General features: G+C 74.0%; 25 protein-coding genes. 6 read left to right on the forward strand and 19 right to left on the reverse strand.

Features of this window, described 5'->3' with window-relative positions; translation table 11 throughout:
- Positions 1-64 precede the first annotated feature (64 nt).
- Positions 65-394 (forward strand): hypothetical protein, encoded by a 330-nt coding sequence (locus tag ACFXHB_RS01655; RefSeq protein WP_360639011.1) that lies wholly within the window; start codon positions 65-67, stop codon positions 392-394.
- Positions 395-457: 63 nt separating this feature from the next.
- On the opposite strand, the gene ACFXHB_RS01660 is transcribed toward ACFXHB_RS01655, so the two are convergent.
- A complete protein-coding gene (locus tag ACFXHB_RS01660; protein WP_380571293.1) occupies positions 458-1,600 on the reverse strand; it encodes an alpha/beta hydrolase in 1,143 nt (380 codons plus the stop codon).
- Between the two features lie 310 nt (positions 1,601-1,910).
- Positions 1,911-2,531 carry a TetR family transcriptional regulator gene (locus ACFXHB_RS01665; protein WP_380571294.1) on the reverse strand — a complete coding sequence of 207 codons (621 nt, stop codon included), beginning with the start codon at positions 2,529-2,531 and terminating at the stop codon, positions 1,911-1,913.
- Between the two features lie 498 nt (positions 2,532-3,029).
- Between ACFXHB_RS01665 and ACFXHB_RS01670 the strand changes: the two genes are divergently transcribed.
- The 3 genes from ACFXHB_RS01670 (at position 3,030) to ACFXHB_RS01680 (ending at position 5,415) form a co-directional block, all read left to right on the forward strand.
- Entirely contained in the window at positions 3,030-3,794 is a 765-nt protein-coding gene (locus tag ACFXHB_RS01670; protein WP_380571295.1) for an SDR family NAD(P)-dependent oxidoreductase, read from the forward strand.
- A 184-nt stretch (positions 3,795-3,978) separates the two neighbouring features.
- The gene (locus ACFXHB_RS01675) at positions 3,979-4,974 is read left to right on the forward strand and encodes an FHA domain-containing protein (protein WP_380571296.1); all 996 of its coding nucleotides are present in this window, start codon (positions 3,979-3,981) and stop codon (positions 4,972-4,974) included.
- Positions 4,975-5,022: 48 nt separating this feature from the next.
- Positions 5,023-5,415, forward strand: a complete 393-nt coding sequence (locus ACFXHB_RS01680; protein ID WP_380571297.1) for a hypothetical protein — start codon at positions 5,023-5,025, stop codon at positions 5,413-5,415.
- Between the two features lie 76 nt (positions 5,416-5,491).
- On the opposite strand, the gene ACFXHB_RS01685 is transcribed toward ACFXHB_RS01680, so the two are convergent.
- The 5 genes from ACFXHB_RS01685 to ACFXHB_RS01705 form a co-directional block, all read right to left on the reverse strand.
- Positions 5,492-6,445 carry a phosphotriesterase gene (locus tag ACFXHB_RS01685; protein WP_380571298.1) on the reverse strand — a complete coding sequence of 318 codons (954 nt, stop codon included), beginning with the start codon at positions 6,443-6,445 and terminating at the stop codon, positions 5,492-5,494.
- Complete coding sequence (locus ACFXHB_RS01690) at positions 6,442-6,858, reverse strand: carboxymuconolactone decarboxylase family protein (RefSeq protein ID WP_380571299.1); 417 nt, start codon at positions 6,856-6,858, stop codon at positions 6,442-6,444. Before ACFXHB_RS01690 ends, ACFXHB_RS01685 begins: the two co-directional genes overlap by 4 nt.
- Before the next feature lie 17 nt (positions 6,859-6,875).
- Positions 6,876-7,451, reverse strand: a complete 576-nt coding sequence (locus ACFXHB_RS01695; protein WP_380571300.1) for a DUF4865 family protein — start codon at positions 7,449-7,451, stop codon at positions 6,876-6,878.
- A 178-nt stretch (positions 7,452-7,629) separates the two neighbouring features.
- Entirely contained in the window at positions 7,630-8,196 is a 567-nt protein-coding gene (locus tag ACFXHB_RS01700) for a TetR/AcrR family transcriptional regulator (protein ID WP_380571301.1), read from the reverse strand.
- A 256-nt stretch (positions 8,197-8,452) separates the two neighbouring features.
- Positions 8,453-9,472 carry an LLM class flavin-dependent oxidoreductase gene (locus ACFXHB_RS01705; protein WP_380571302.1) on the reverse strand — a complete coding sequence of 340 codons (1,020 nt, stop codon included), beginning with the start codon at positions 9,470-9,472 and terminating at the stop codon, positions 8,453-8,455.
- A 493-nt stretch (positions 9,473-9,965) separates the two neighbouring features.
- On the opposite strand from ACFXHB_RS01705, the gene ACFXHB_RS01710 reads away from it, so the two are divergent.
- Positions 9,966-10,955 carry an aldo/keto reductase gene (locus tag ACFXHB_RS01710; protein ID WP_380571303.1) on the forward strand — a complete coding sequence of 330 codons (990 nt, stop codon included), beginning with the start codon at positions 9,966-9,968 and terminating at the stop codon, positions 10,953-10,955.
- Positions 10,956-11,200: 245 nt separating this feature from the next.
- Here ACFXHB_RS01710 and ACFXHB_RS01715 read toward each other — a convergent pair whose 3' ends face one another.
- The 6 genes from ACFXHB_RS01715 to ACFXHB_RS01740 all read right to left on the reverse strand — a co-directional run bounded on the left by ACFXHB_RS01715 (position 11,201) and on the right by ACFXHB_RS01740 (position 17,313).
- A complete protein-coding gene (locus tag ACFXHB_RS01715) occupies positions 11,201-12,277 on the reverse strand; it encodes an LLM class flavin-dependent oxidoreductase (protein ID WP_380571304.1) in 1,077 nt (358 codons plus the stop codon).
- Between the two features lie 4 nt (positions 12,278-12,281).
- Positions 12,282-13,187, reverse strand: coding sequence for an ABC transporter substrate-binding protein (locus tag ACFXHB_RS01720; protein ID WP_380571305.1), 906 nt, complete (start codon positions 13,185-13,187; stop codon positions 12,282-12,284).
- Between the two features lie 143 nt (positions 13,188-13,330).
- Positions 13,331-14,092 carry an ABC transporter ATP-binding protein gene (locus ACFXHB_RS01725; RefSeq protein ID WP_380571306.1) on the reverse strand — a complete coding sequence of 254 codons (762 nt, stop codon included), beginning with the start codon at positions 14,090-14,092 and terminating at the stop codon, positions 13,331-13,333.
- Positions 14,089-14,895 carry an ABC transporter permease gene (locus tag ACFXHB_RS01730; RefSeq protein ID WP_380571437.1) on the reverse strand — a complete coding sequence of 269 codons (807 nt, stop codon included), beginning with the start codon at positions 14,893-14,895 and terminating at the stop codon, positions 14,089-14,091. The genes ACFXHB_RS01725 and ACFXHB_RS01730 overlap by 4 nt, the downstream gene beginning before the upstream one ends.
- A 167-nt stretch (positions 14,896-15,062) precedes the next feature.
- A complete protein-coding gene (locus ACFXHB_RS01735; RefSeq protein WP_380571307.1) occupies positions 15,063-16,091 on the reverse strand; it encodes an NrtA/SsuA/CpmA family ABC transporter substrate-binding protein in 1,029 nt (342 codons plus the stop codon).
- A gap of 175 nt (positions 16,092-16,266) precedes the next feature.
- The gene (locus ACFXHB_RS01740; protein WP_380571308.1) at positions 16,267-17,313 is read right to left on the reverse strand and encodes an ABC transporter substrate-binding protein; all 1,047 of its coding nucleotides are present in this window, start codon (positions 17,311-17,313) and stop codon (positions 16,267-16,269) included.
- 531 nt (positions 17,314-17,844) lie between these two features.
- Between ACFXHB_RS01740 and ACFXHB_RS01745 the strand changes: the two genes are divergently transcribed.
- Positions 17,845-18,627, forward strand: a complete 783-nt coding sequence (locus ACFXHB_RS01745) for an IclR family transcriptional regulator (RefSeq protein WP_380571309.1) — start codon at positions 17,845-17,847, stop codon at positions 18,625-18,627.
- 75 nt (positions 18,628-18,702) lie between these two features.
- On the opposite strand, the gene ACFXHB_RS01750 is transcribed toward ACFXHB_RS01745, so the two are convergent.
- The 6 genes from ACFXHB_RS01750 to ACFXHB_RS01775 form a co-directional block, all read right to left on the reverse strand.
- The gene (locus ACFXHB_RS01750) at positions 18,703-19,560 is read right to left on the reverse strand and encodes a winged helix-turn-helix domain-containing protein (RefSeq protein WP_380571310.1); all 858 of its coding nucleotides are present in this window, start codon (positions 19,558-19,560) and stop codon (positions 18,703-18,705) included.
- Between the two features lie 82 nt (positions 19,561-19,642).
- Positions 19,643-19,771, reverse strand: coding sequence for a hypothetical protein (locus ACFXHB_RS01755; protein ID WP_360632088.1), 129 nt, complete (start codon positions 19,769-19,771; stop codon positions 19,643-19,645).
- Between the two features lie 642 nt (positions 19,772-20,413).
- Positions 20,414-20,962: an ATP/GTP-binding protein gene (locus tag ACFXHB_RS01760; RefSeq protein ID WP_380571438.1), complete on the reverse strand. Its 549-nt coding sequence runs from the start codon at positions 20,960-20,962 to the stop codon at positions 20,414-20,416.
- 70 nt (positions 20,963-21,032) lie between these two features.
- Entirely contained in the window at positions 21,033-21,500 is a 468-nt protein-coding gene (locus ACFXHB_RS01765; RefSeq protein WP_380571311.1) for a DUF742 domain-containing protein, read from the reverse strand.
- An 8-nt stretch (positions 21,501-21,508) separates the two neighbouring features.
- Positions 21,509-21,928 (reverse strand): roadblock/LC7 domain-containing protein, encoded by a 420-nt coding sequence (locus tag ACFXHB_RS01770; protein WP_380571312.1) that lies wholly within the window; start codon positions 21,926-21,928, stop codon positions 21,509-21,511.
- On the reverse strand, positions 21,925-24,810 hold the full coding sequence (locus ACFXHB_RS01775; RefSeq protein WP_380571313.1) for a nitrate- and nitrite sensing domain-containing protein: 2,886 nt from the start codon (positions 24,808-24,810) through the stop codon (positions 21,925-21,927). Before ACFXHB_RS01775 ends, ACFXHB_RS01770 begins: the two co-directional genes overlap by 4 nt.
- Positions 24,811-25,094 lie beyond the last annotated feature (284 nt).

Consider the following 25,094-nt stretch of genomic DNA (forward strand, 5'->3'; position numbering starts at 1 on the left):
GCCGGTCCGATAGGTTGGGGGTTCAGCCGTACCGCACAGACAAGAGACGAGGACCCGTCCCGCCATGACCGCGCCCCTGCCCGCCTTCGCCGGCCGCACCTACCTCTTCCAGGTCGACAACGGCGCGGCCTTCCGCAACGCCTACTCGCCCGACGGCAAGCGGCTGCGCTGGGAGGGCCTCGGCGAGTCGGCGGGCCAGTGGGAGGACGTGGCGCTGCACATCGCCGAGATCGGGCCCGAACTGTACTTCGTCAGCTGGACCGAGCAGAGCGGCATCACCGTCAGCCATGTGATGGACCTCGGCAAGCTCACGGTGCGCGCGTTCTGGACGTACGAGGGCGAGGGCGGCCGGGTCGGCGAGCTGCACACCGGGACGCTGGAGCCGGTGGCCTGAGCCGACGGACGGACGGGCCGACGGCTCAGGCCGACCGCCTGAGCCGGCCGAGCGGTTGCCCGGTCAAACGGCGTGGTCCGGCACCTTGAGGTGCTGGGAGAGCCACTCCAGCGAGGACGGCAGCAGCCTGCTCCACGTCTCGAAGTTGTGGCCGCCGGTCTTCATCATGCTGTAGGAGACCTTCATCGGGTGGTGCGCGGCGGCCACGAAGGCCTCGGTGTCCCGCCGGTAGTCGCCGTCGCCCTCCCGGGTACCGGCCAGCAGCACGGACACCCCGGGGTGCGGCAGGTTCTTCAGCCGCCACATCAGGTCGGCCTCGTTGCGGCGCTGCTGGCTTCCCTTGAAGAGGTCCCCGGTGGTCGGGTCGTCGGCGGCCTGGTAGTAGCCGGAGAGCGAGACGGCGGTCGGGAAGACCTCCGGGTGACGCATGGCGAGCTTGAGGGCGCAGTAGCCGCCGGTCGAGTTCCCCATGAAGCCCCAGGCCTGCGGGTCGGCGGAGACCCGGTACGTGGCCTGGATCGCGGCCGGGACGTCCTTGGTGAAGTACGTCTCCGACTGCGCGCCGCCCGGGATGTCCTCGCACTCGGTGTCCTGCGGCAGCGCGGGCGAGGGGCGCATCAGCACCATCACGGTCGGCTGCATCCGACCCTCCTGGAGCAGCTTGAGCGCCGCGCCCGGGTAGTTCAGCCGGGTCACCAGGTTCTTCGCGATGCCCGGGAAGCCGGTGCTCACGATCACCGCCGGGAACTGCTTCTGCGCGTACTCCGGCTGGAAGTACTGCGGCGGCAGATAGACGTACCCCTCGGTGGAGAGCCTGGTGGCGGCGCCGTCGATGCGGACCTCGCGGATCTCGCCGGACTGCCGGGGGTCGCGACCGAGCGCCCCGCCGCCCTTGACCGAGGCGTGCCCGATGGTCTCCACCTGCAGGCGGCCGGAGGCGTCCGCCTTGTTCTGGATGACGACCGGGCCGTTGTCACCGGTGCCGAGCAGGTCGTCCCAGCTGCTGTAGAAGGCGAAGTAGTTGTTGGCCACCAGGCCGAGCGCCGCGAGCACGGTGAGCTGGGTGGCGAGCAGCGCGCCGATCCGGCCGAGCACCGCCTGCCAGGACTTCTTCGCCAGTCTCGGCCAGAGCCAGACCGTGGCGGCCGTCACCACGACGGCGATCAATACGGTCAGCGCCAACACCTTGTGGCTCGTCAGACCCATGTCCTGCTTGCTCCCACGCCTCGAACTCCCTCGTCCCCGCTGTAGGGACACCCGGGACGGCCGCCCCGGTTCCCCCGTCCACCGCGGAAGCCGCCGCCGAGGCGCGATCAACAACCCTAGCGCTCCACCGAGCCCGTCCGGACCCGCCGACCAGCGGGGAGCGCGGGCCGGTCCGACGGCGGGGCCGCCGTTGGGCGGACGACAGGCGGCCGGCAGGTGTCCGACGGGCGCACGGCGGGTGCACGGCGGGTGCCCGACGGGTGCACGACGGCGGATGGCATCACGAGGGGGGAAGGAAGCTGGGGATGCGTCAGCTGACGCTGCTCCAGAGGCGAAGTCCGGCCGTGAGTTCGCGCATGCACCGGGCGCCCAACTCCTGGGGTGAGCCCGGTCCGGCGGCGGGGGCGTCGGAGAAGGCCCACTCCTCCAGGGCCACCCGGATGGCGGTGGTCGCGGCGGCCGCGGCGAGCCGGATCTCCAGTTCGTCGGTGCCCCGGGGGCAGCGGGCGGTCAGCACCGCGCGCAGCCGCTCCTCCGAGTCGGCGTGCACCCGCTGCCAGACCGAGTCGAGACGGGGATCACGCAGGAGGTCGCGCGTCCAGTGCATGGCCTCGACGGACGGGGTGTCGGTGGGCGTCAGCGACTCGACCGCCGATCGCTCCAGCGCCTCGCGCACCGGCAGGTCGGCCGAACTCTCCGCGAAGAGCAGCACCCAGCGCCGGCCACCGGCCGCCAGCAGCGGGGCGACGGCGTCCTCCTTCACGGAGAAGTACCGGTAGAAGGTGCGCACCGAGATGCCGGAGGCGAACGCGATCTCCTCGGCCGTGGTCGCCTCGGCGCCGCGCTCGGCGAAGAGCGCGGCGGCGGTACGGGCGATCTCCAGCCGAGTGGTGTCGCGGCGGCGCTGATTCAGGGTGGGACGTCCGGTCACGCGGCCCAGCGTACGCGGACCGGCGAGCGGGATGGCGCGGCGTGCCGAAGTGGCGGGGCGTGTCGGAGTGGCGGGGCGTGCCGGAGTGGCGTGATCTGTCGAAGTGGCGTGCCGTGCCGGGGTGACGTGACGTGCCGCTGTGGCACGGCAGGCCCAGGTCGCAGGGCCTGCCCGCTTGGCAGGGCCTGGCCCAATGGCACAGCCTGCCTGATCGGCGTGCTGTGCCGGGGTGGCGTGACGTGCCGACATGACACGGCAGGCCCAGGTGGCACGGCCTGCCCGCGTGGCACCACGCGCCTGGATGGCACGGCGTGCCCGCGTGGCGCAGCACGCGGAGCGGCGCCGCCCGCCAGAACGGTCTCCATCGAGCGACGTGGCAGCTCAGGCCACCTGTCTTGTCGTGCCAGCTTGGCATGACATGACTTATTGGCACGTTATGCCACTTCGGCGTACCGTGTCAGGCGAGGTCGCGAGACCACGAACGAACGGAGTACCACCATGGAGCGCTTCAGCGGACGCAACGTCCTGATCACCGGCGGCGGCTCGGGCATCGGCCAGGCCACCGTGCACCGGGTGCTCGCCGAGGGCGGGCGGGTCGTCGCGGTCGACGTCAACGAGGACGGCCTGAAGGCCACCCTGGACCGGGCCGTCGCCGACGGCACCGCGGACCGACTGACCACGTCGGTCGTGGACATCGCGAACGAGGCCGCGGTCCGCACGGGCGTGGCCGAGGCGGTGGCCGGGCTCGGCGGGCTGGACGTCCTGGTCAACGCGGCCGGGATCCTGCGCTCCTCGCACACCCACGAGACCAGCCTGGAGTTCTGGAACAAACTGATCGCGGTCAACCTGACCGGCACGTTCCTGATGACCCGCGAAGCGCTCCCGGCGCTGCTCGCCGGCGGCCGGGGCGTGGTGGTCAACTTCAGCTCCACCTCCGCGACCTTCGCCCACCCCTACATGGCCGCGTACGCCGCGACCAAGGGCGGCATCCAGTCGTTCACGCACGCGATCGCCTCGGAGTACGCCAAGCAGGGCCTGCGCGCGGTCTGTGTGGCCCCCGGCAGCATCGACAGCGGTATGACCAACAACCCCGGCCTGCCCTCGGACGCCGATTTCAGCCTGCTGGCCAAGCTCTCCCCCGCGCTCGGCCAGGGCTTCGCCGGGCCGGAGACGGTGGCCGGCGTGATCGCGATGCTGGCCTCGGACGACGGCGCCTTCGTCACCGGCACCGAGATCCGGATCGACGGCGGCACCCATATGTGACCCCGGTTCGCGCCCGGGTTCGCGCCCCGGGCCGGACGGCGGGCCCGCGCGGCGGCCCCGGGGGGGTGTCCCGGGGCGCCGCGGTGGCCTTTACTGGAAGGGAGGGCACCCGAGCCGGCGGACGGACGCCGCACCGTGCGCCGCCGCCGGTGGTTCAGCGGCTCGCCCGGCAGGAGGCCGTGCCATGAGCTCACCTTCACGAGAGCAGGCCTTACCCCGTCTCGTCGTCGACAGTCCGGACCGGCTCCGGGGCCAGGTGTTCGTCCTCGCCGACCGGCCGATGCTGGTCGGCCGGGACTCCACCTGTCAGATCCGGGTCGGCGATCCCGGCGTCAGCCGACGCCATGCCGTGGTGTGGCGGTCCGACGGTCACACCAGCGTCGAGGACCTGGCCTCCACCAACGGCACCCGGCTGAACGGCCGGCCGGTGCGGGGACAGCAGGAGGTGCACGCCGGGGACGTCCTGGACTTCGGGCCCTTCGAGGTGCACTACGAGGACCCGTACGAGGCCGCCACCGTCCCCGGCGCCGGTCAGCAGGGCCCCACCGCCAGCACCCGGACCGCCGAGCTGCCGCTGCGGCAGGAGCCGGCGGAAGGGCGCGGGCCGCAGGGAGCCCCCCGGCAGCAGCAGCCGCCGGCCCCACCCGTCCCGCCTCAGGCCCCCCGGTACCACTCGCCGCCGCAGCGCCCCGCGGCGCAACGGCCCCCGCCGGACCGGCCCCCGCCGCCGCCGGCCGGGGCGGATCGCCGGTTCGACGTGGGACAGCAGCAGGCCGGCAATCTCAGCAACGTCGCCGGCAACCAGTACAACGTCGTCATGCAGGCCCGGCGGGAGAGCTTCTTCCGCGAGATCGCCGCCACCCGGACCAAGGCGCGCCACTTGGTCGTGACGGGCTTCGTGCTCTTCGTGGTCGGCGGCGCGGTCTACGGCTGGGCGATCATCAGTTTCATCGCCAAGACCAACGACGCGGTCAGCTCCGCCCGCCCCGACGTCACCGTGCCCAATGTGCTCGGGCCGGAGATCGGCGGCATGCCGGTGGGCGCCATCGGATTCGCCGTGGCGGCGATCGGCAGCGTGCTGATCGTCATCGGCATCGTCCTGCACATCGTGGCCACCTCCCGGCGGCGCCGTTTCGAGTCGGAGGAGGCCCAGCGGCTGCAGGCGCCGCCACCGCGCTGATTCCCCGCCCACCCCCGTACTCCCGGACCTACGGACCGGAGGCCCGCCATGGTCTTCAACATCGGCAACCAACAGGGCGGCGTGATCAACAACGTCGCCGGCGACCAGACCGTCCGGGGCGGCCAGTCGGTTCACTTCACGGCGGACGGGCGGGACGTGCGCGAGCTGGTCGGCGAGCTCCGCACCGCCGTCGATGGGGCGCAGCTGCCGCCGGCGGTCGCGCCCGAGGTCCGGACCGAGCTCGACGCGCTGGACGACGAGGTCACCCGGCCGGAGCCGGACCACGAGGCGGTGGCGGGCCGGCTCACCCGGATCACCCGGCTGCTCTCCTCGGCCGGCGCACTGGTCGCGGCCGGCACCGGACTGCTCGGGCCGCTCTCCGCCCTGGCGGGCTGGCTCGGCACGCTGGGCCAACCGATCCTGCGGGCCCTCGGCGGCTGAGCGGAACCCGGGCCGGACGACGGACACCCGGATGACGAACGCCGGGCGACGAACGCGGGACGCCGGGCCACCGGCGTCAGGCGGCGGAGCGGGGGACGGCCAGCGCCTCGGCGGGGTTGGTGACGAGGAGCCGCCGGCTCAGACCGGGGCCGAACTCGCGGTCGAGGCGCGGTCCGACCGAGGTGAGCAGGTGGGTCGGCCCCGGGCTGTGCCGGGCGGTGCGGGTGGTGGTGTCGCCGCCGAGGAGGAGCCGGTCGACGTGCCCGGCCTCGACCAGCGCGGCGACGGTGTCGAACAGGTGGTGGTCGGTGGCGTGGTGAGCCCGGGAGGGACCGTCCAGGGCCAGGTAGGCGCCGGAGTCGGCGAGGTGCCGGTGCAGACGCAGGTCGGGCAGGCGGTTGAGGTGGCCGAGGATCACCCGGTGGGCCGGTACGCCGTACTGCCCGCAGAGCAGGTCGAGGACGTCCGGCGCGGCGGTCCCCAGTTCGTGGTGGACGGCGATCGGGGCTCCGGTGGCGTGGTGCGCCTCGGCGGCGGCCGCCATCACCCGGCGGGTGTGCGGGCCGAGGTCGTGGTAGTCGCCCGCCACCTTGATCAGCCCGGCCCGGACGCCGGCCGGCGCGTCGCGCAGGCCGGTGGTCAGCTCGGCGGTGAACAGCTCGGCGAGCCCGTCGTACAGCCCGGCGAGCAGCTCCGGTTCGTAGTGGACGGCCTGGTGCAGGCCGGTGGCCGCGACCAGGTGGACCCCGGTCGCCCGGGAGAGTCCGGCGAGGGCGGAGGCGCCGCGGCCCATCCCGTACGGGGTCCACTGGACCAGCGCCCGGCCGCCGGCCGCCGCGAAGGCGCGCAGCACCCGCTCGGCCGCCGCCGGGTCGTCCAGCTCCTCGCCGGGCAGCCGGGGACTGCGCAGGAAGAGGTGGTCGTGGGCGTCGCAGACACCGAATTCGGCCGGGTCGAGGTCGCCGAGAACGGTGCGGATCACGCCGCCCCCGGTGGTGGCGGCGGCGGTGGAAGGGCGGGCGGCGCTCACGCGGCCCGGCTCCCGGCGTCCGCCTCGGCGAAGGCGGCCCGGGCCACCCGCAGACCGGCCAGGGCCTTGGGCACGCCGACGTAGGGCGCGAGGTGGACCAGCACCTCGGTGATCTCCGCCCTGCTCAGCCCGACCCGCAGGCTGTTGCGGACGTGGTCGGCGAGCTGCGGCTCCACCCCGCCGAGGGCGGTGAGCGCGGCCAGGTTGGCCACCTGGCGGTCGCGCGGCGCCAGCCCGGGACGCTGGTAGGTGCCGCCGAAGAGGCTGGTGACGATCCAGTCGGCGAAGCCGGGCGCCAGCTCGTCCAGACCGCGCAGGGTGGCGTTCTGGGTCTGCGGGCCGGCGAGTTCGTCGAGCAGCGCGTAGCCGGCGGCCCGGTCGAACGGGGTGGGGACGAGGTCGTCGGGGTTCATGGCGGGAGGGCGTCCTTTCACCAGTGGCGGCCGGCGGGCAGCCGGTCGAGTTCGGGGGCGGAGAGGTGCAGCACCCGGTAGCGGGTACCCGGGTCGGCCTCGGGGGCGGGACCGGTCCGGAGCGCGACGCGCAGCAACTCCCAGCGATCGGGGTCGACGGCCACGGCGGCCGTGTGCAGCCCCGGGTCGTCGGGCAGGGCGGCGAGCGCGGCCTCGACGGCCTCGGCCGGGTCGGTGCCCTCCGGGATGCGTTCGAGCCGACGGGTGGCGGCGGCCACCGGCCCGGTGGCGGAGCCGCGGCGCAGACCGGCGCCGAGCCAGTGCCGGACCGCCGGGCGGCCGAAGTCGGCGCTCAGGCCCCGGAAGCCCGGGCCCCAGAGAAAGCTGTTCATGCCTTCGGGGGTTCGCCAGAGGTAGAACGGGGCGTACTGGTTGACGGGCGAGCGGTCGTGGCCGCGCTCGCGGACCAGGTACGCCTTGAGGCCGAGGCCGGGATAGGCGTCGATCAGGTGGCCCTTGTCGGCGACCCGCCGGTGGATGATCCCCATGTCGTAGTCGGCGGGGAGGGTGATCTCGTACTGCATGGCGTGCACGGCGGGGTCCTCACAGGAGGGCTTCGGTCAGGGGACTTCGCGCAGGGGGCTTCGGGTACGGCGCATTCGGGCACCGCGCTCCAGCACGGCACGGCACGGCACGGCACCGCACGGCACGACACCCCACCGCACGGCGCTTCGCGCAGGGGCCGGGCGCGCCGGGACCGGGCCGGCGGTCTCAGCCGGTGCGGTGGGCGGCGAGCAGCCCGAGGGCGCCCCGGACGGCCTGGTCGAACGGCTCGGCCGTCCCCGCCGCGCGGGCGAGCACGTAGCCGCCCTGGACGACGGCGACCACCGCGGCGGCGGTGTCGGCCGGGTCGGCGGCCGGGGCGAGTTCACCCGCGGCCTGCCCTGCGGCGATCACCTCGGCGAGCCGGCCGCGCAGCCAGTCGAAGGTCTCCTCGACCGGGGCGCGCAGCTGCGGGTCGGCGACCACGTCCGGGTCCTGCGCCATCCGGCCGATCCGGCAGCCGCGCAGCACGTCGCGCTCGCGGCCCAGGTAGCGGGCGATCCGGTCGTAGGCGGTACCGGGGGCGGTCAGATCCGCTTCGGCGACGGCACGCATCTGCTCGGCGCTGCGACGCAGCGCGGCGGCGGCGAGGTCGGGCTTGCCGGCGAAGTGGTGGTACATGCTGCCCTGGCCGACGCCGGCGCGTTGCTGGATGGCCTTGGGGCTGGTGCCGACGTAGCCGCGGTCCCAGAGGAGTTCCTGGGTGCTCTCGATGAGGCGGTCCTGGGTTGCCATGCGGCCACTGTACCTACTGGTACGGACAGCTGTACATACCAGTAGGTACAGAAGATCGGCGGGAGCGCGGAGACGACGGTGGGCCGTGGGCCGCCCCCCGACGGTCCACGGCCCCTCGTGATCACCGTCCCCCGGCGCACCCGGCCACACGCGCCCCGCGACCGTGGCGCGCGTCACGCGACGGTGTCACGCGACAGCCGGACCGGGCGACGCGGTGCGGTGTGACGCGGTGCGGTGCGGGCCGCCGGCTCGGCGGTCAGGGCAGCGCACGCCGGATCACCGGGGCCACCTCGGCGGCGAACAGCTCCAGTTGCTCGTGCTGCGCGTCCTCGGTGAGCGCGTCCACACCGATCCCGACCACCTCGTTGCCGAACGCCTCGTGATAGCGGTGGATCTTCTCGATCACCTGCTCCGGACTGCCGACCAGCGCCGACCCCCGCTCCAGGGCGTCCTCCAGCGACTGGAACGGCGAGTTGTTGTGCTTGCCGGCCGCGGAGTCGAACAGCGCGTTCCAGTACGGGCGGAAGCCCTCGACGGCGTCCTGCGAGCGCTTCGCGAGGAACAGCCCGCCGAAGCTCGTCCCGATCCGGGCGTCCTTCGGGTCACGGCCGTAGTGCTCCCAGCGCTCGCGGTAGTGGTCGACCAGCGCCTTGTACTTGGCCAGCGGGTGGAAGGAGTTGGCGGAGAACAGCGGATCCCCGAAGCGGGCCGCCAGGTCGGTGGACTGTTCGCTGGTCGCACTGCCGTGCCAGACCGGGATCGGGGCCTGGAACGGGCGCGGCGAGGTGGTGACCCCCCGGAGCGGCGGCCGGGTGCTGCCCTCCCAGCTGACCTTCTCCTCCCGCCAGAGCCGGCGCAGCAGCGCGTAGTTCTCGGCCAGCGCGTCCCACTGGCGCTCCTCCGGCAGTCCGAACAGGTCGAAGTGGCGCGGATCGTTGCCCTTGCCGATGATCAGTTCGAGGCGTCCGCCGGAGAGTTGGTCGAGCACCGCGTAGTCCTCGGCGACCCGCACCGGGTCCAGGATGCTGAGCACCGTCACGGTGGTGAAGAGCCGGATCGTGGAGGTGCGGGCGGCGATCGCGCTGAGCAGCACGGGCGGGGCCGGGGAGAGGAACGGTTCACCGTGCCGCTCCCCCACCCCGTAGCCGTCGTAACCGAGCTGTTCGGCCGTGACGGCCTGGTCGATGACGTTGTGCAGCTTCTCGTACGGGGTGCGCAGCACGCCGGTGACGGGGTCGGGGCCGTTGGCGACGAGGGACGAGACGGTGAACCGCATGGCGGTCTCCTTGGGGGCGCTCGGTGATCGCTCGGCGCGGCGCGCCGGCGTTCGGCGGGGAACTACGGGCAACCGCAGGAGGATCTGCGGGAGGGCACGCGGGACGACCGGGGGCCGGCCGAGGCCGACGAGGACCGGGCACGGCCGACGGAGCCGAGCGGACCGGCCGCACCTCGGCTCACGCGCTTCGGCGGGGATCCGGCGCCACGGAGGACCGGGCACCCCCGACACGACGGCGGCGCACCCGGGCTCCGTCACGCCCGCACGGAGACGCCCGCACGGAGACGACCGCGGGGCGGCACCGCGCGCGACCGGCGCGGCGGTGGTGTCAGCTGGAGCCGTCGACGGGGCGACAACAGCGCGGGAGAGCGGCGCGGATGGTCATATCGGCTCCCCTTCGGCTCGCGCACACACGATCAACCGCGAGCATATGCACCGGTCAGGAGCGGGGCAAGAGCTTGATCGGGGCGGTAGTCCTGGCAGGATGTCCGGCATGACGTACCTCGCCGCGGATGACCGCTATGCCTCGATGACCTACCGCCGGGCCGGCCGCAGTGGCGTCCAGCTGCCCGCCGTCTCGCTGGGCCTGTGGCACAACTTCGGGGACAGCCAGCCGCTGGAGGTGCAGCGGTCCGTCCTGCGCCGCGCCTTCGACCGGGGCATCACCCACTTCGACCTGGCGAACAACTACGGCCCGCCGTACGGCAGCGCCGAACGCAACTTCGGCTACCTCTTCGCGCAGGACTTCCGCCCGTACCGGGACGAGATGTTCATCGCGAGCAAGGCGGGCTGGGACATGTGGCCCGGCCCGTACGGCGACGGCGGCAGCCGCAAGTACCTGCTGGCCAGCCTGGACCAGTCGCTGGGCCGGATGGGCCTGGACTACGTGGACGTGTTCTACTCCCACCGCCACGACCCGGACACTCCGCTGGAGGAGACGATGGGCGCGCTGGACACGGCGGTGCGCTCGGGCCGGGCCCTGTACGCGGGGATCTCCAACTACCCGGCGGAGCAGCACCGGGAGGCCGTGGCGATCCTGCGCGAGCTGGGCACCCCGGTCCTGCTGAACCAGTCGGCCTACTCGATCCTCAACCGCTCCGTGGAGGAGGGGGTACTGGACGCGGTGGGCGAGACCAGGACCAGTCTGATCGCCTACTCCCCGCTCGCCCAGGGCTTGCTGACGGACCGTTACCTGTCCGGCGAGGTGCCGGCCGGGTCGCGGATGTCGGTCGGTCGGTTCCTGAAGGAGGAGGCGCTGACCGGCCCGAAGCTGGAGCAGCTCCGCTCCCTCGCCAAGGTCGCGGAGCGGCGCGGGCAGACCCTCGCCCAGCTGGCGCTCTCCTGGGTGCTGCGTGACGAGCGGGTCACCTCGGTGATCATCGGCGCGAGCAGCGTCGCCCAGCTCGACCAGAACATCGACGCGCTGAACGGCGGCCCGCTGACCGCCGAGGAGTTGGCGGAGATCGACGCGCTCAGCAGCTGAGCCGGCCGGCCCCGGCGGGCCGTGCGGCACGCACCTGGCCTTCTCGGTGCGCACCGCGTGACCTGCCGGGGCTTCGGGCGTGACCTGCCGGGGCTTCGGGCGTTGTACCGTCCGCACACGTCCTTCGAGACCCGGGAGTCCCCGTGCGGACGATCCTCCTGCGCGCTCTGGCGCGCTTCGCCCGGCAGCTGGCACTGACCTCGCCGCTGCCGTTCCCGCTCCTGCCGGGGTCCTTTCCCGTTCCGCTAGCGGCGGCCGACCCCGAGCGCGGGTAGCACCGTCTCGGCGACCCGGTGGGCCTCCTCCAGCAGCGGATTGCCGGAGAGGATGAAGGTGTCCACGCCGAGCGACTCGAACTCCTGGAGGCGCTCGACCACCTGGGCGGTCGAGCCGACCACCGCCGTGCCGGGACCGGGCCGGAACAGGCTCATACCGGGCCAGAGGTTCGGGTAGCTCTCCAACTCTCTTGCCCGAGCCGGGACTTTGCCGCCGTGCTGGCGGAACTGGCGCTGCCAGCCGACGCCGTCCTCGCTCGTGGCCCCGCCGAGTTGGCGGGCGTAGGTGGCCTCACTGGTGACGTCGAGCAGCCGGTCGGCGGCGGCCCAGGCCTCGTCCTCGGTGTCGCGGACGATCAGGTGCAGCCGCAGACCGATCCGCAGGGTGCGACCGTGGGCGGCCGCGCGCTCGCGGACCAGGTCCAGCTTCTCCTTGAGCTGCTGCGGCGGCTCGCCCCAGGTGAGGTAGACGTCCACGTGCTCGGCGGCCATCTCGATGCCGGCCGCCGAGCTGCCGCCGAACCAGAGCGGGATGCCGCCCGGCTGGACGGGAGTGAGCTCGCGCAGGCTCGCGCCGGCGTTCTTGAGATCGTAGAACTCACCCTTGTGGTCGAAGACTTCGCCCGAGGTGAGCCGCCTGACGATCGACCAGTACTCGGCGCTGAGCCGGTACCGGTCGTCGTGCTCGACGTCCAGACCGTACTCGCGCAGCTGCGCGGTGGAGCCGTTGACCACGTTGAACCGCAGCCGGCCGCCGTGCAGATGGTCGAAGCTGAGTGCCATCTTCGCCAGCAGGGTGGGCGAGATCAGCCCGGGGTGGACGGCCAGCAGCGGCTTGAACGCCGGGGTGGTGGCGGCGGCCAGCGCGTTGCCGAGGTCCCAGACGTCGTAGAGGTCGGTCGCCAGCAGCGCGCCGGTGTAGCCCAACCGCTCGACGCTCCCCGCGAGTTGCTGGAGGTAGCGGAGGTCGACCGGACGGCGGCCGGCCGGCTCCCACGGGTAGTGACCTTCGCGCGGGATGATGTACCAGAGGACTTCGGAGGCCATCGGGTCAGACCGCCTTGGCGAGTGCGGCGGCCACCGGGGCCTCCAGCGCGGGCAGGTGGGCGTCGGCGACGGTCAGCGCGCGGTCGATGAAGCCGACGCCGTGGAAGATGTCGGCGGCCTCCTGCTGCTCGGCGACGAACGCGGCGGTGGCGGGCTCCAGCCGCCACGGCAGCGCGGCCAGCGCCTGCTGCCAGTCCTCGACCGCACCCCCGAGGTCGGCGGCGGCGATCGCGGCCGCCTCGGCCGGGTGGGCGGCCACCCAGGCGTCCGCCCGGCGCAGCGCGACGCTGATCGCGGCGATCAGCTCCGGGCGCTCGGTGGCGACGTCCCGGCGGGTGAAGAACACCGAGCGGTCGGTGATGACGTCACCGGTGCGGATCAGCTCGCGGAACTGCCCGCTCCGGCGGGCGGCGGCCAGTTCGGCGCCCTGGGCGATCCAGCCGAGGATCTCGCCGTCGCGCAGGCGCCGGCCCTGGTCCTCGTCCGCGGCCGGCCGGACCGGGGTGATGTCGGTCGCGTAGGAGAGACCCTCGGCGTGCAGCGCCTTGGCCAGCAGGTGGGTCTGCCAGGACCCGATGCCCAGCACGACGGTGCCGCCCTTGAGGTCGGCGACGGACGTCACCGGCCCGTCGGCGAGCACCAGGAGCGCGCCGTGGTCGGGGCGGGGCGCGGAGACCACCGCGTACACCAGGTCGTGCCCCGCGGCCTGGGCGGTGACCGGCGGGGTGGAGCCGGTGCCGCCGAAGTCGATGGTGCCGTCCGCGAGCAGGGCGCCCGTGCGGGTGCCGTCGGCGTAGTGGTGGAAGGCACCGGTCTCACCGAGCGGAGCCAGCTCCTCGTCCAGGTAGGCCAGGCGGGAGAGGTAGTAGAGCGAGGGGTTGCTGGCGTGGACGCCGAGGGTGATGGCCATGGGGATCTCCGTTGGGCTTGCGGGGGCGTGCGGGGGGACTTGTGCGGAGGGGGACTTGCGGGGGGACTTGCGGGGGGACTTGCGGGGGGACTTGCGGGGACGGCTGAGAGGGAACGGCGCGGCCGGCGGACGGACGACGGGTGTCAGTGGACGCCGAGGTCGGCGAGCAGGCGGCGGCGCAGGTCGGCGAAGGCCGGGTCGGCCGGGTCCCGGGGGCGGTCGACGGCGACCCGCTCGTCACGGACGAGCCTGCCGTCGCGCAGGACGGCGACGCGGTCGGCGAGCCGGACGGCCTCCTCCACATCGTGGGTGACCAGCAGGACGGCCGGCCGGTGGCGCCGGACGAGGTCGCCGACCAAGTCCTGCATGCGCAGTCGGGTGAGTGCGTCCAAAGCGGCGAACGGTTCGTCCAGGAGGAGCAGTTGGGGCTCCCGAACCAGCGCGCGGGCGAGCGCCGCCCGCTGCGCCTCGCCACCGGAGAGGGTGGCCGGCCAGGCGTCGGCGTGCTTCTCCAACCCCACCTCGGCGAGCGCCCGCAGGGCGGTCTCCCGGGTCGCCGCGCCCCGGGGCAGGCCGACCGTGACGTTGGCGAGCACCCGCTTGGACGGGACCAGCCGGGGCTCCTGGAAGACCACGGTACGGACCGGCGGGACGAGCACCGTGCCGGCGTCGGCCTTGTCCAGAGCGCCGAGGATCCGCAGCAGGGTGGTCTTGCCGGTGCCGCTGGCGCCGAGCAGGGCGACGAACTCGCCCCGGGCGATGGACAGATCGACCCCGTCGAGGACGGCCCGGGTGCCGAACACCCGGCGCAGACCGCGCAGGTGGACCGCGGGGGCACCGAGGTCGACCCCGCCCGGGGTGGGGGCGGCCGTGGGGACGGCGGTGGGAACGGCGGCGGTGCTCATCGGCCCGCTCCTTGGGTGGCCTTGCGCCAGGGCATCAGAAAGCGCTCCAGGAGGCGGACGACGCCGTCCGCCGTGAGGCCGAGCAGCCCGTAGATCAGGATGCAGACGGCGAGGATGTCGGTACGCGAGAAGTTCTGCGCCTGGGCCATCAGATAGCCGATGCCCTCGGTGGAGTTGATCTCCTCGGCGGCGATCAGCGCGATCACGCTGAGCGTCATGGAGAGCCGCAACCCGGACAGCAGCGAGGGCAGCGCACCGGGCAGGACGACGGTGCGGACGATCGCCCAGCGGCCGAGGCCGAAGCTGCGCATCGCCTCGATCAGCTTGCGGTCGGTGTTGCGCACGCCCCCGGAGGTGGAGACGTACATCGGGAAGCTGGTCGCGACCCCGATCAGGGCGATCTTCGCGGTCTCGGTGATGCCGAACCAGACCATGAAGAGCGGCACCAGGGCGAGGAACGGCACGGTGCGCAGGACCTGCACCGCGGAGTCGAGCAGCTCCTCGCCCAGCCGGAAGAACCCGGTGACGACGCCGAGCACCAGGCCGACGCCGGCCCCGAAGAGCAGACCGAGCCCGGCCCGGGTGAGCGAGACGGTCAGCGCGTCGGCCAGCTGGCCGTTGCCCCAGAGCTCGCCGACCGCGTCGGCGACCTGGGCGGGCGAGGCCAGCACGTCCTGGGTGAGCGCACCGGTGGCGGAGGCCAGCGCCCAGCCGCCGAGCAGGGCGAGCGGGCCGAGGGTGCGCAGCAGGACCGCGACGGGGCGGCGGCGGGGCGCGGGCAGCCGGGTGCGCGGGGCGACCAGGCCCGCTTCGAGGGCGGCCGCGGTGCCGTCGTCGGCCGCGGTGGCCGGCGCGTCGGTCCCGGCCGGCCCGGGCGTGGCGGTGGCGGTGGTCTCGGTGGTGGCGGAGGTGGCGGTGGTGGCGGGGGTCTCGGTGGTGGCGGTGGTGGCGGTGGTCTCGGTCACGGTGCTCACTTGGTGCCGTCCGCGAACGTGCTGATGTCGATCAGGTACGGCTTGACGTCGACCAGCTGCTTGGTGACCTTCTGGTCGGCGAAGAACTGGGCCACCGTGCCGAACCGGGCGGTGTCGGCCTCGGCGATGACGTCGGCGGCGGCGCTCTGCCGGGTGACCGCGACCGCGATCTCCTTCTCGGCGGGGGTGACGGCGGTCGGACCGGAGTCGGTGAAGACGTTGAGGTAGCCGGCCGGGTCGGCCTTCTCCTTCAGTCCCCCCTCGTGCAGGTAGGCGTAGAAGGCCTTGACCACCGCCGGGTACTTCTCGGCGAAGCCGTTGCGCACCGCCCAGACCGCGTAGTTGTCGGAACCGACCTCCTTGCCGTTGACCAGGAAGTGCGCGCCGGAGTTGGCGATCGACGGGGTGGAGAAGGTGTTCCACGTCGCCCAGGCGTCCACCTGGCCGGAGTTGAAGACACCCGAGGTCTGGTCGGCTCGCAGGTAGACGCGTTCGACCTTGTCGGCCGGGACGCCGTTCTTCTCCAGTGCCTTGAGCAGCAGGTACTCGCTGGTGCCGCCCTGGCTGACGGCGACCTTGCGACCGGCCAGGTCCTGGACGGACTTGATGGGCGAGTCGTTCTTCACCAGGATGCCCTCGCCCACGCCGTCCGGCGCCGTCTGGGCGAACAGCTTGAAACCGGGCTTCTGGGCCAGCGCGGCGACGGCCGAGGTGATCGACCCCTGGGCGACGTCGAGCTGGTCGGCGGAGAGCGCCTGGGCGGCGGGGGCGAACGGACCGGCGCTGCCCGTCCAGGCGACCTTGGCGTGGACGGCCGCGAGGGCCTTGTCGAGCGAGCCGTCCTTCTTCCCGAGGGCGAGGAAGCCGCTGTTGCCGGGGTCGGGCAGGCGCAGCACCACCTCGGCCTTGCCTCCCCCGTCGGCGGAGGCCTCGGCCCCGCCGGTGGAGGAGCCGCAGGCGGCCAGAGCGGTGGAGGCGAGCAGCGCGGTGGCGGCGAGGGCGAGGCGAGGGGTCTTCACGGTCAACTCCAGGGGATCGGCAGGGGGGTCGGGGGCGGCGAGGGGCAACGGACGGACAGCCGGTCAGGGGCGGCTGTGCCGGTCGGGCCGGGCTACGGGGGCGGGGTCGGCTGCGGGCCTGGTCCGGCTGCGGGGCGGGACGGGCTCCGGGCCGAGCCGGGTACGGGGGCAGGCCGCGGGGTCAGCCCGGTTCGACCGTGCGGCGGCGGTCGGCGAGCAGGGCGCGGGCGGCGCGCAGCGGTTCGGGGTCCGCCCAGCCGCGGACGTCGACGGGTGCGGCCAGGAACCCGTGCCGGTGCAGGAACCGCTCCTGCTGCTCCAGCAGACCGAGGCGCTCCTCCGAGAGATCGAGGTGCAGGGTGCGGTGGCTGCCCGCCGCGTACGCCCCGGCGACGCCCTCGGCGCCGGCGCCGGTCTCGGCCCGCAGGATCCGGGCCACCTCGCCGGGGTTCTCGGCGGCCCAGTCGGCGGCCTCCAGCAGCACGGCCAGGAAGCGGACCACCAGGTCCGGGTGGTCGTCCAGCAGCCGCTGGTGGACGGTGACCGGGCGCGGAGTGCCGTTGTTGACCCGGGTGCGGCGGTCCGGCGCGGTGTCCAGCTCGATCGCGACCTCGGCGCCGAACCGGCGGGCCGCCTCGACGGCCAGGGCGCCCTTGACGTAGACCGCGTCCACGAGACCGTCACGCAGGGCGGCCAGCTCGGCGGTCCACTGCCCGCCCCCGGGGGCGGCCGGGACGTCCACCAACTCGGCGTCCTCCAGCGTGAGTCCGGTCGGGGCGAGGGCTCCGTGCAGGCCGGCCAGCGCCATCGCCCGCCAGAAGTCGATACCGATCCCATGGCGTGGGACGGCCAGGCGCAGGCCGCGCAGCTGCCCGGGTGAGGTGATGCCGCTGCCGGCCCGGACCAGGACGACCTGGCGCTCCTCGATCCAGGTGAGGCCGATCAGCCGGGTCTGCTCGCCGCGCGAACGGGCCCAGAGCGCGGGCACGTTGCCGCCCTCGCGGAACAGTCCGGTGAGGGCGTGGGTGTAGTGGTGGTCGGCGGCCACCTCGGGCGGGGCGTCCTGGAGCGAGCGGACGGTGATGCCGTCGGCGGCGAACTCCCGGGCGAACCGGCCCTGATCGGCGGCGATTCCGGTGGCGGTGGGCACGGGGCAGCGGGTGAACCAGAGGGTGTCCGGGGCGGCGGGTGCCGTCTCGGCGGCGGCGGAACGGGCGTGGCTGGGCACGGTGGCGGGTCCTCTGCGGCTGGGTGGGTGCACGGGTGCGGCGGGGCGCGACACCGGACGTGGTCGGTCGGGGCGCGGTCGGGACGGTGAGCTGCGGGGCGGAGCAGGGCGGGGGCGGAGCGGGGGCCGGCCGGGCCGCGGCGCAGCCGGTTCGGCGGCCCGCGGAGGCACCGGGACGGGCGGGAAGGGGTCGGGCGTGGGTGGCGTTCCGGCCGGCTCTGGCGTCTCGGCAGGGTCAGCGACAACAGGCGCAGGGGGCGGGGCACCGGTGTGTCGTCACGGCGCTGCTCCTTCCTGCCGGTTGGGTGGTCCGGGCGTCAACTCGGGCGCCGGACGGGGCCGCCCGGTGCGCTGTGCCGAGCGTTCCACGACGGAGGAGCGCGAAGCAAGCCTTTGCCACATGGTGGGATCACTTGTTCATCAATGCCATCCCATTGCAACGTCGCTGACACAATTCCACAGCACCCGCTGCCATAGTCTGGAACCGACTCCGGTGGACCCGCCGGGGCGCCGGACCGAACGCGAGGTGTCATGGCCGAGGCCGCCACCGCCGTCCAGAGCCCGCCGGCCGGTGCGCAGGCCGTCCAGCGGGCGCTCGGGCTCCTGCACTGTTTCCACGACAACGGTCCCGACCTGAGCGCCTCGGACCTGGCCCGCCGGATGGACCTCTCGGTCTCCACCGCGCACCGCCTGGCCCGTACCCTGGTCAGCGCCGGCTTCCTGGAGCAGGACGAGCAGACCGCCCGGTACCGGCTCGGCCCGGCCGTCGCCGAACTCGGCCAACTCAGCTTCCACCAGCGGGGCCTGCATCTGGCCGCACCCGAACTCGACCTGCTCGCCAAACGCACCGGCGCCACCGCCGATCTGGCGATCCGCAGCGGACCGCACGCGGTCATCCTGGTCGGCGCCTCCGTCCGCCCGGACACCGGACTCGGGCTCAGGCGACCGCTGCACTCGACGGCCCTGGGCAAGGTCCTGCTGGCCTGGCCCCGCTCCGGTGACTCGCAGTCGGCGGCGATCGGCCCGCTGCTGCCGTTCACCGAGCGGACCATCACCGAACCGGACCGGCTGGCGGACGAGTTGTCCAAGGTCCGGGCCGCCGGTCATGCGCTCAACGACGGCGAATCGGCCACCGGGGTCCGTACGGTGGCCGTCCCGGTCCTGGACGGCGCCGAGCAGGCCAGGTTCGCCCTGGCCGTCCGCTCGACACCGGCGCACCTGACCGACGACCGGCTGGACTGGTTCCTCGGACATGCCCGGACCTGCGCGGCCGCGCTCGCCGTCCTCCTGCTGCCGCCCGACCAGCGCGCCTGACGCATCGTCAGGAAAGCACGACGGGCCGGGCGTTCGAAGGAACGCCCGGCCCGTGGCGCAGGAATCAGCGGCGGTTCACGCCACCGGGGTGTACTTGTAGCCGACCCGGCGGACCGTCACGATGCTGTCGCGGTAGGCCGCACCGAGCTTGCGGCGCAGGCGCGCCACGTGAACGTCCACCGTGCGGCCGTCACCGACGTGGCCGTAGCCCCAGACGGCGGAGACCAGGTGGTCGCGGGTGTGCACCCGCTGCGGGTGCTCGGTCAGGTGCGCCAGCAGCTCGAACTCCAGGTAGGTGAGGTCGAGCAGCCGCCCGTCGACATAGGCGTTGCGGCGCTCGACGTCGACGGCGATGCCGTGAGCGGACGGCCGGATCGGACGGCCGACGGCCGGGGCGGCCGCCTGGGCCTGGCTACGGTCCTGGGGCTGCCCGGCGTGGAACGGCGCGTTCGGCACCGACCCGCCCTGGAGGTTCTGGCCGCCCTGGACGGTCTGGGCGGCCTGGACGGCGGCCGCGGGAACGGCCGCACCGAACGATGCGCCGTTCTCGGCGGGCACCAGCACCAGGTAGCCGACCATCGGGTGACCGGCCGAGGCCCCGAACTGCGCGCCGTACTGGGCGAGCAGCGCCTGCGGCAGCGCACCCTGCGGGAGCGCGGCGACGACGGCGGCCCCCTCCGGCAGCGCGGCGAGCAGGGCCTGCGGCGGCTGCGCGGCCGGGGCGTGCGGCGCCACCGGGTTGTGCGTCGGGAACTGCGCCGGAGCCTGACCGGCGGCCGGGTGCTGCGGAGCCGTCTGGTGCTGGGGTGCGGCGGGGTGCTGCGGGAGCGCCCCGCCGTGCCATCGCTCGGCCGTCGAGGGGAGGGAGCGGACCGCGCGCAGGTGCGGGGTCGCGGTGGGGAGGGGAAGGGTGGCCGTGGAGGAAGAAGACATGGTGCCGCTCATTTCGCGCGTGACGGACGGGGTGGAGTCGTCTGCGCGTCGACCGGGCGTACTGCCGGGGGCTGAACCGAGGTCAGCGGGCGGAGAGCCGGGACGCGCTGGGCGAACCCGGACACGTCTGGTCGAACAGGTGCGGCTGCCGGGACGGCCAGAACGGCTCAAGGTCGAGGTGACCTCGGCTGCTGTCCACGACGTTGCTCATGCGCCTATTGAACCATGTGAACGGATCGTTGCACCGCACTCGGCGCGGGGCTCCCGACACACCGTCGGACCCGCCGGCGGCGGGGGTGGAAGTGGGGCAGGCGAGGTTCACTGGTGCTCTCCGCGAAGCGGTACCGGACCACCGGCGAAGCACCGGACAGGGCGTCCGGCACGACCGGGTCGACGAATTGACGGATCGTCAGGACAGGGCGCGGCAGCCGGGGAAGGCAGGTCGAGCCAGCAGGTCCGTCGGATTACCGGGGGACGGGCCGATCCGTCACCGACAGCAGGCGCTGCAGATCAGCGCGTGGTCGATGTACCGGCGGATCGTCAGGGCCGGCGTGACCGGAGTGGGCGCGACGGCGGCACGACGGCGGTCGACGGTCACTGTGCTGCCCTCCCCCTGGTCCCTGGACACGGCCGCGGACAGCCGTGCGTCGTGGTGCGCCGCGACGGTTCGCGCGGCGCTCCGGTGTACCCCGAGGCACCCCGACGGCAGGGCCGGGCGGCCTTCGTTCACAGAGCCTTCCACGCCGGACCGGGTCAAGGCAACCTCCCGAGCGACAGCCGTCCGGCATGCGGACGCCCGGGTGAGACGCACGGGTGGACGCCCCGGTGGACGCCCGTCCCCGCAGGCCCCCGGTCAGGCCCGCGCCGGAACCCCCCGGCCCCGCCCGGCGGCGTGCTCGACCAGGGCGACCAGCAGGTCCTTGCCGTCCTCGCGCCGGCGGGCGTCGCAGAGCAGGACCGGGATCCCCGGGTCCAGGTCGAGCGCGTCCCGGACCTCCTCCGGCGCGAACACCTCGGTGCCGTCGAAACAGTTCACGGCCACCACGAAGGGGATGCCGCGCTGCTCGAAGAAGTCCACCGAGGGGAAGCAGTCCGCCAGCCGGCGGGTGTCGGCGATCACCACCGCGCCGAGCGCGCCGCGCGCCAACTCGTCCCAGACGAACCAGAACCGGTCCTGGCCGGGAGTGCCGAAAAGGTAGAGCGCCAGCCCGGGGCGCAGGTCGATCCGGCCGAAGTCCATCGCCACCGTGGTGGTCCGCTTGTTCTCCACCCCCTCGGTGTCGTCCACCGGGCGGCCGAGTTCGCTCAGTTCCTCCTCGGTGCGCAGGGGGCGGATCTCGCTGACCGAGCCGACCAGCGTGGTCTTGCCCGCGCCGAAGCCGCCCGCCACCAGGATCTTCACCGCGACCGCCGGCCCACCGCGCCAGCGCGGATCGTCGGCCGTGGCGCCGACGGCGTAGTTCTCGTGGTGGTCAGAGCGCACGGAGTCCATTGATCACGTCTCGCAGCAGGCGCTCGTCCGGCAGCTCGGCGAGCGGAACGGGTCGGGTGACGCTGATCAGCTCGGCGTCGTACAGGTCGCCGAGCAGCACACGGACCACACTGACCGGCAGGTCGGTGTAGGAGCCCAGCTCGGCGACGGACAGCGGCTCGCGGCGGCACCAGGCCAGGATGGTCTGGTGCTCCGGGTCGAGCACGTGCGCGGGCACCGCCCCGGCCTGCGGCCCGGGGTCGGCGGCGGTGATCAGCGAGATCAGGTCGAACAGGCCGTCCTCGACCGGCCGGGTGCGACCCCGGGTCATCGAGTACAGCCGCACCACCGGGCCGGCGTCGTCGTCGAACCAGCGGTCGTCGACCGGGGTGCGCGGCTGGAACAGGTCGACCTCGGAATCGTCCCCGACCGGGTCGTCCTGCTCCAGCTCCGGCTCCTCCTCCGCCATCGGGCCGCTCATCTCCCCGGCGGGGCGGCTTCGGTTCGCGGCTCGGCGGCCATGTGCTCGCCGACCCGCTTCACCAGCAGGGCCATCTCGTAGGCGATCTGGCCGATGTCGGCCTCGGCCTCGCTCAGCACCGCCAGGCAACTGCCGTCGCCGGCCGCGGTGATGAAGAGGAAGGCCTCGTCCAGCTCGACCATGGTCTGGCGGACGCCGCCGACCTTGAAGTGCCCGCCGGCGCCCTTGGCCAGACTGTGGAAGCCGGCCGCGACGGCGGCCAGGTGCTCGGCGTCCTCCCGGTCGAGGTCGCGGGAGGCCCCGGTGGCCAGCCCGTCGCTGGACAGGATCACCGCGTGCCGCAGGGCCGCGACGCGCCCCACGAGATCGTCGAGAAGCCAGTTGAGGTCCCCGGCCGACTGCGTCGAAGTGGTCATGAATCTCTTCCTTCCGCTGGAGCGGGTGGTGCGGGTGGTGCCGGTACTGCCGATGATGACGGTGCTGAGGGTGATGACGGTGCCGAGGGTGCTGTCTGTGCGGCGCGCGGTGCGAGCGGTGCGAGCGGTCCGGCCGGGACCCGGCGGGCGAGCGGGGCCCGGTCGCCGGGGGGCGGGGCGGGCAGCGCCGCGGGGGCCGGCGCCGGGCTGATCGCGCGACGGGTCGGGTCCGGCGGCTGCCAGGCGGGCACGGCGACGGGCCGGGCGGGCGGGACCGGGGCGGCCGGCCCACGACCCCGGGTGAAGCCGCGCTGGAAGGAGGCGAACGTCGCCCGCGCCTCCTCCGGCGAGCGTTCGCGGAGGCTGTCGGCGGCGAGCCGCTCGGGCTCCTGGACGGCGCGCTCCCGGAGCTGGGGCGCGAGGCTGGCCTGCCGGACGCGGCGCGGCAGCGGGCCGGGCCGGTCGGCGCCCGCCCGCTCGGCGGACCGCGGCTCGACGGTCGGCGACGAGGCGGTCGGCGACGAGGCGGCCAGCGGTTCGACGGACCGCGGCTCGACCCGCTCACGGCCCGCGGCAGCGCCGTCCCGGCCGAGGGCGCCGACGTCCTGCGGGCCGCCCTCGACACCCTCGGACGCGGTCACGCCCTCCCGGCGGTGGCGGCCGGAGCCCCGCACCTCCTCGTCGGACGACGCCGTGACCAGCGTCGGCCCGCTCCGGTTCCGGGCCCGCCGCGGCAGACCGCCCGGGGTACGGGCCGTCTCGGGCGCCGACGGACGCGGGCCGCCGCTCCCCCGGTGCCGTCCGCCCTGGTCGGACGCCGTCCCGCCGGCCCGGGGGCGGTCGGACCGGGCACCGCCCTCGGCCGCGCCGTTCGCGCCGGCGCCGCCGCCCTCGCCGGCCGGCGCGGGCACCACGACCAGGTCGCGCTCGCCCTGCCGGGCCGGCACCGCACGCCGGCCGGGCGGCGCCGCGGCGGCCGGCCCGTCCGAGGCGTCCGCCAGCAGTTCACGCGGGATCAGCACCACCGCGGTCGTCCCCCCGTACGGGGACGGCCGCAGGTGGACCCGGATGCCGTGCCGTCGGGCCAGCCGGCTGACCACGAAGAGGCCCAGCCGGTCGGTGTCGGCGAGGTCGAACTCCTGCTCCACCGTGAGCCGCTCGTTGATCTCGGCGAGCGCCTGTTCGCTCAGCCCGAGCCCCCGGTCGTCGATCTCCAGCGCGAAGCCGTGCGCCACCACCTCGCCCTGGACGGTCACCTGGGTGCTCGGCGGGGAGTACACCGCGGCGTTCTCGACCAGCTCGGCGATCAGGTGGGTGACGTCCGCGACCGCGCTGCCGAGCAGCCCGGTGCCGGGGAACGGCCGGACGATCACCCGGGCGTAGTCCTCCACCTCGCCGACGGCGGCGCGGACCACGTCCACCATCCGGACCGGCTTGCGCCAGGCCCGCCCCGGGGACCCGCCCGCCAGGATGATCAGGCCCTCGGCGTGACGGCGCATGCGGGTGGTGAGGTGGTCGACCTTGAAGAGGTCCTCCAGCTCCGCCGGGTCCTCGGTGCGGCGCTCCATCGTGTCCAGCAGCGTCAGCTGGCGGTGCAGCAGCACCTGGCTGCGGCGGGCCAGGTTGACGAAGACGGCCGAGACGCCGCGCCGCAGCTCGGCCTGCTCGACGGCGGCCTCGACGGCGGCCCGCTGCACGGCGTTGATCGCCCGCCCGACCTGGCCGATCTCGGCCGGGCCGAACTGCAGTTCCGGCGCCTCGGTCGTGACGTCCACCGCCTCGCCCCGGCGCAGCCGCAGCATCACCGAGGGCAGCCGGGTGCCGGCCAGCTCGTTGGCGGCGTTGCGCAGGCCGATCAGCTCGCGGGCCAGGCCCCGGCCTATTCGGTAGGAGATCATCACCGACAGCACCACGGCGACCAGGCCGATCGCGCCGGCGATGCCGCCGCGCCAGAGCAGCCCGATCGCGTACGAGCGCTCGCGGTCGCCGATCGCGCCCGCCAGCCGGGTGTTGATCGCGGCGAGGTCGCCCAGCGCCCGGTCGGCGGTCTCCCGCCAGGAGTCGCCGTTGATCGCCTGGACCACCCGCTCCGGCCCGCCGGCGCCCACGAAGTCGGCCTCGGCCCGGGACAGGGCCGCCCAGGCCTCGCCGCCGCGCAGCGCGATGTAGTCGCTCTGGTCGACCGGGTCGAGCTCGATGATGTAGACGGTGAACAGGGCCTGCTGGTTGTGCAGGGCGTCCAACGCGACCTGGTACTGCTCGGCGGTGGGCCGGCCGGTGGCGGTGGACAGGCCCTCCATGGCCGCGTCCTCCTGGGAGAGGTACTCGCGGGCACGGGCCAGCTCGATCAGGATCGTTCCCTGGCGCGGCAGCTGGCCGCTCTGCCGGGCGACGAAGGCGGACCGGAAGCCGAAGGTGGGCTTGACGAGGTCGCTGTACTGGCCGAGCGCGAACTCCCAGTTGAGCGAGGAGCGGCTGATCTGGCTGCGCAGCGGGGGCAGCTGGTCGGCGGCCGCGAGGATCTGCAGGTACCGGCCGCGCTGCGCCGCGTCGAGCTTGCCGCCGTCACCGGTCTTCTTGTCCCGCAGCACCGCGAGGTCCCGGTCGGTGAGGGCCTGGGCCCGCTCGAAGGCGTCCCGGGCGGCCGGCGAGGTCGGATCGGCCAGCCGCTGGACGGCGGCGCGGCGCTCGTTCTGCAGGTCGTAGGCGTACTGGTCGACCGGCTTGCCGAACTCCTTGTACGTACTGCTGACCGCCAACTGGCTCCAGACGTCTCCGGTGGTGGCGAGCGTCGCGTACACCCACAGGGCGGTGAGCGCGACGATGGGCACCAGGAGCAGCGCGATGATCTTCGCGCGGATCGAGCTGCTGCGCAGACGCATGGAGTCCTCGGTGGGGAAGTGCCAGGCGCGGACGGGGAGCGGTTCGAAGGGACGGTCGGCTGGGGCGGGCGGGCGAGGGCGGTGCGGGGTCCTGCGGGTGGTGCGTGATCTTCGTGCGCGAGCTTCGTGCGGGGGTTTCCCGCAGGTCTTCGTTCGGGGTCTTCGTCCGGGGTCTCGCTCGGGGTTCCCGGTGGTCGGACCGGCCCCGGACGGAAGCCCCCGGCCGCAGGTCTGCGAGAGCCTACTACGCCCTGACCACTCGTTCGAGGGTCGAACCCGCCCTC

Source organism: Kitasatospora sp. NPDC059327, assembly GCF_042752535.1.
GTDB lineage: Bacteria > Actinomycetota > Actinomycetes > Streptomycetales > Streptomycetaceae > Kitasatospora.

Excerpts from the sequence above, each read along its gene's own strand:
- ACFXHB_RS01655 (WP_360639011.1), top strand. The coding sequence starts at position 65 with ATGACCGCGCCCCTGCCCGCCTTCGCCGGCCGCACCTACCTCTTCCAG.
- ACFXHB_RS01660 (WP_380571293.1), bottom strand. The coding sequence starts at position 1,600 with ATGGGTCTGACGAGCCACAAGGTGTTGGCGCTGACCGTATTGATCGCC.
- ACFXHB_RS01670 (WP_380571295.1), top strand. The coding sequence starts at position 3,030 with ATGGAGCGCTTCAGCGGACGCAACGTCCTGATCACCGGCGGCGGCTCG.
- ACFXHB_RS01675 (WP_380571296.1), top strand. The coding sequence starts at position 3,979 with ATGAGCTCACCTTCACGAGAGCAGGCCTTACCCCGTCTCGTCGTCGAC.
- ACFXHB_RS01680 (WP_380571297.1), top strand. The coding sequence starts at position 5,023 with ATGGTCTTCAACATCGGCAACCAACAGGGCGGCGTGATCAACAACGTC.
- ACFXHB_RS01690 (WP_380571299.1), bottom strand. The coding sequence starts at position 6,858 with ATGAACCCCGACGACCTCGTCCCCACCCCGTTCGACCGGGCCGCCGGC.
- ACFXHB_RS01700 (WP_380571301.1), bottom strand. The coding sequence starts at position 8,196 with ATGGCAACCCAGGACCGCCTCATCGAGAGCACCCAGGAACTCCTCTGG.
- ACFXHB_RS01705 (WP_380571302.1), bottom strand. The coding sequence starts at position 9,472 with ATGCGGTTCACCGTCTCGTCCCTCGTCGCCAACGGCCCCGACCCCGTC.
- ACFXHB_RS01710 (WP_380571303.1), top strand. The coding sequence starts at position 9,966 with ATGACGTACCTCGCCGCGGATGACCGCTATGCCTCGATGACCTACCGC.
- ACFXHB_RS01715 (WP_380571304.1), bottom strand. The coding sequence starts at position 12,277 with ATGGCCTCCGAAGTCCTCTGGTACATCATCCCGCGCGAAGGTCACTAC.
- ACFXHB_RS01720 (WP_380571305.1), bottom strand. The coding sequence starts at position 13,187 with ATGGCCATCACCCTCGGCGTCCACGCCAGCAACCCCTCGCTCTACTAC.
- ACFXHB_RS01725 (WP_380571306.1), bottom strand. The coding sequence starts at position 14,092 with ATGAGCACCGCCGCCGTTCCCACCGCCGTCCCCACGGCCGCCCCCACC.
- ACFXHB_RS01745 (WP_380571309.1), top strand. The coding sequence starts at position 17,845 with ATGGCCGAGGCCGCCACCGCCGTCCAGAGCCCGCCGGCCGGTGCGCAG.
- ACFXHB_RS01750 (WP_380571310.1), bottom strand. The coding sequence starts at position 19,560 with ATGTCTTCTTCCTCCACGGCCACCCTTCCCCTCCCCACCGCGACCCCG.
- ACFXHB_RS01755 (WP_360632088.1), bottom strand. The coding sequence starts at position 19,771 with ATGAGCAACGTCGTGGACAGCAGCCGAGGTCACCTCGACCTTGAGCCG.
- ACFXHB_RS01765 (WP_380571311.1), bottom strand. The coding sequence starts at position 21,500 with ATGGCGGAGGAGGAGCCGGAGCTGGAGCAGGACGACCCGGTCGGGGAC.
- ACFXHB_RS01770 (WP_380571312.1), bottom strand. The coding sequence starts at position 21,928 with ATGACCACTTCGACGCAGTCGGCCGGGGACCTCAACTGGCTTCTCGAC.
- ACFXHB_RS01775 (WP_380571313.1), bottom strand. The coding sequence starts at position 24,810 with ATGCGTCTGCGCAGCAGCTCGATCCGCGCGAAGATCATCGCGCTGCTC.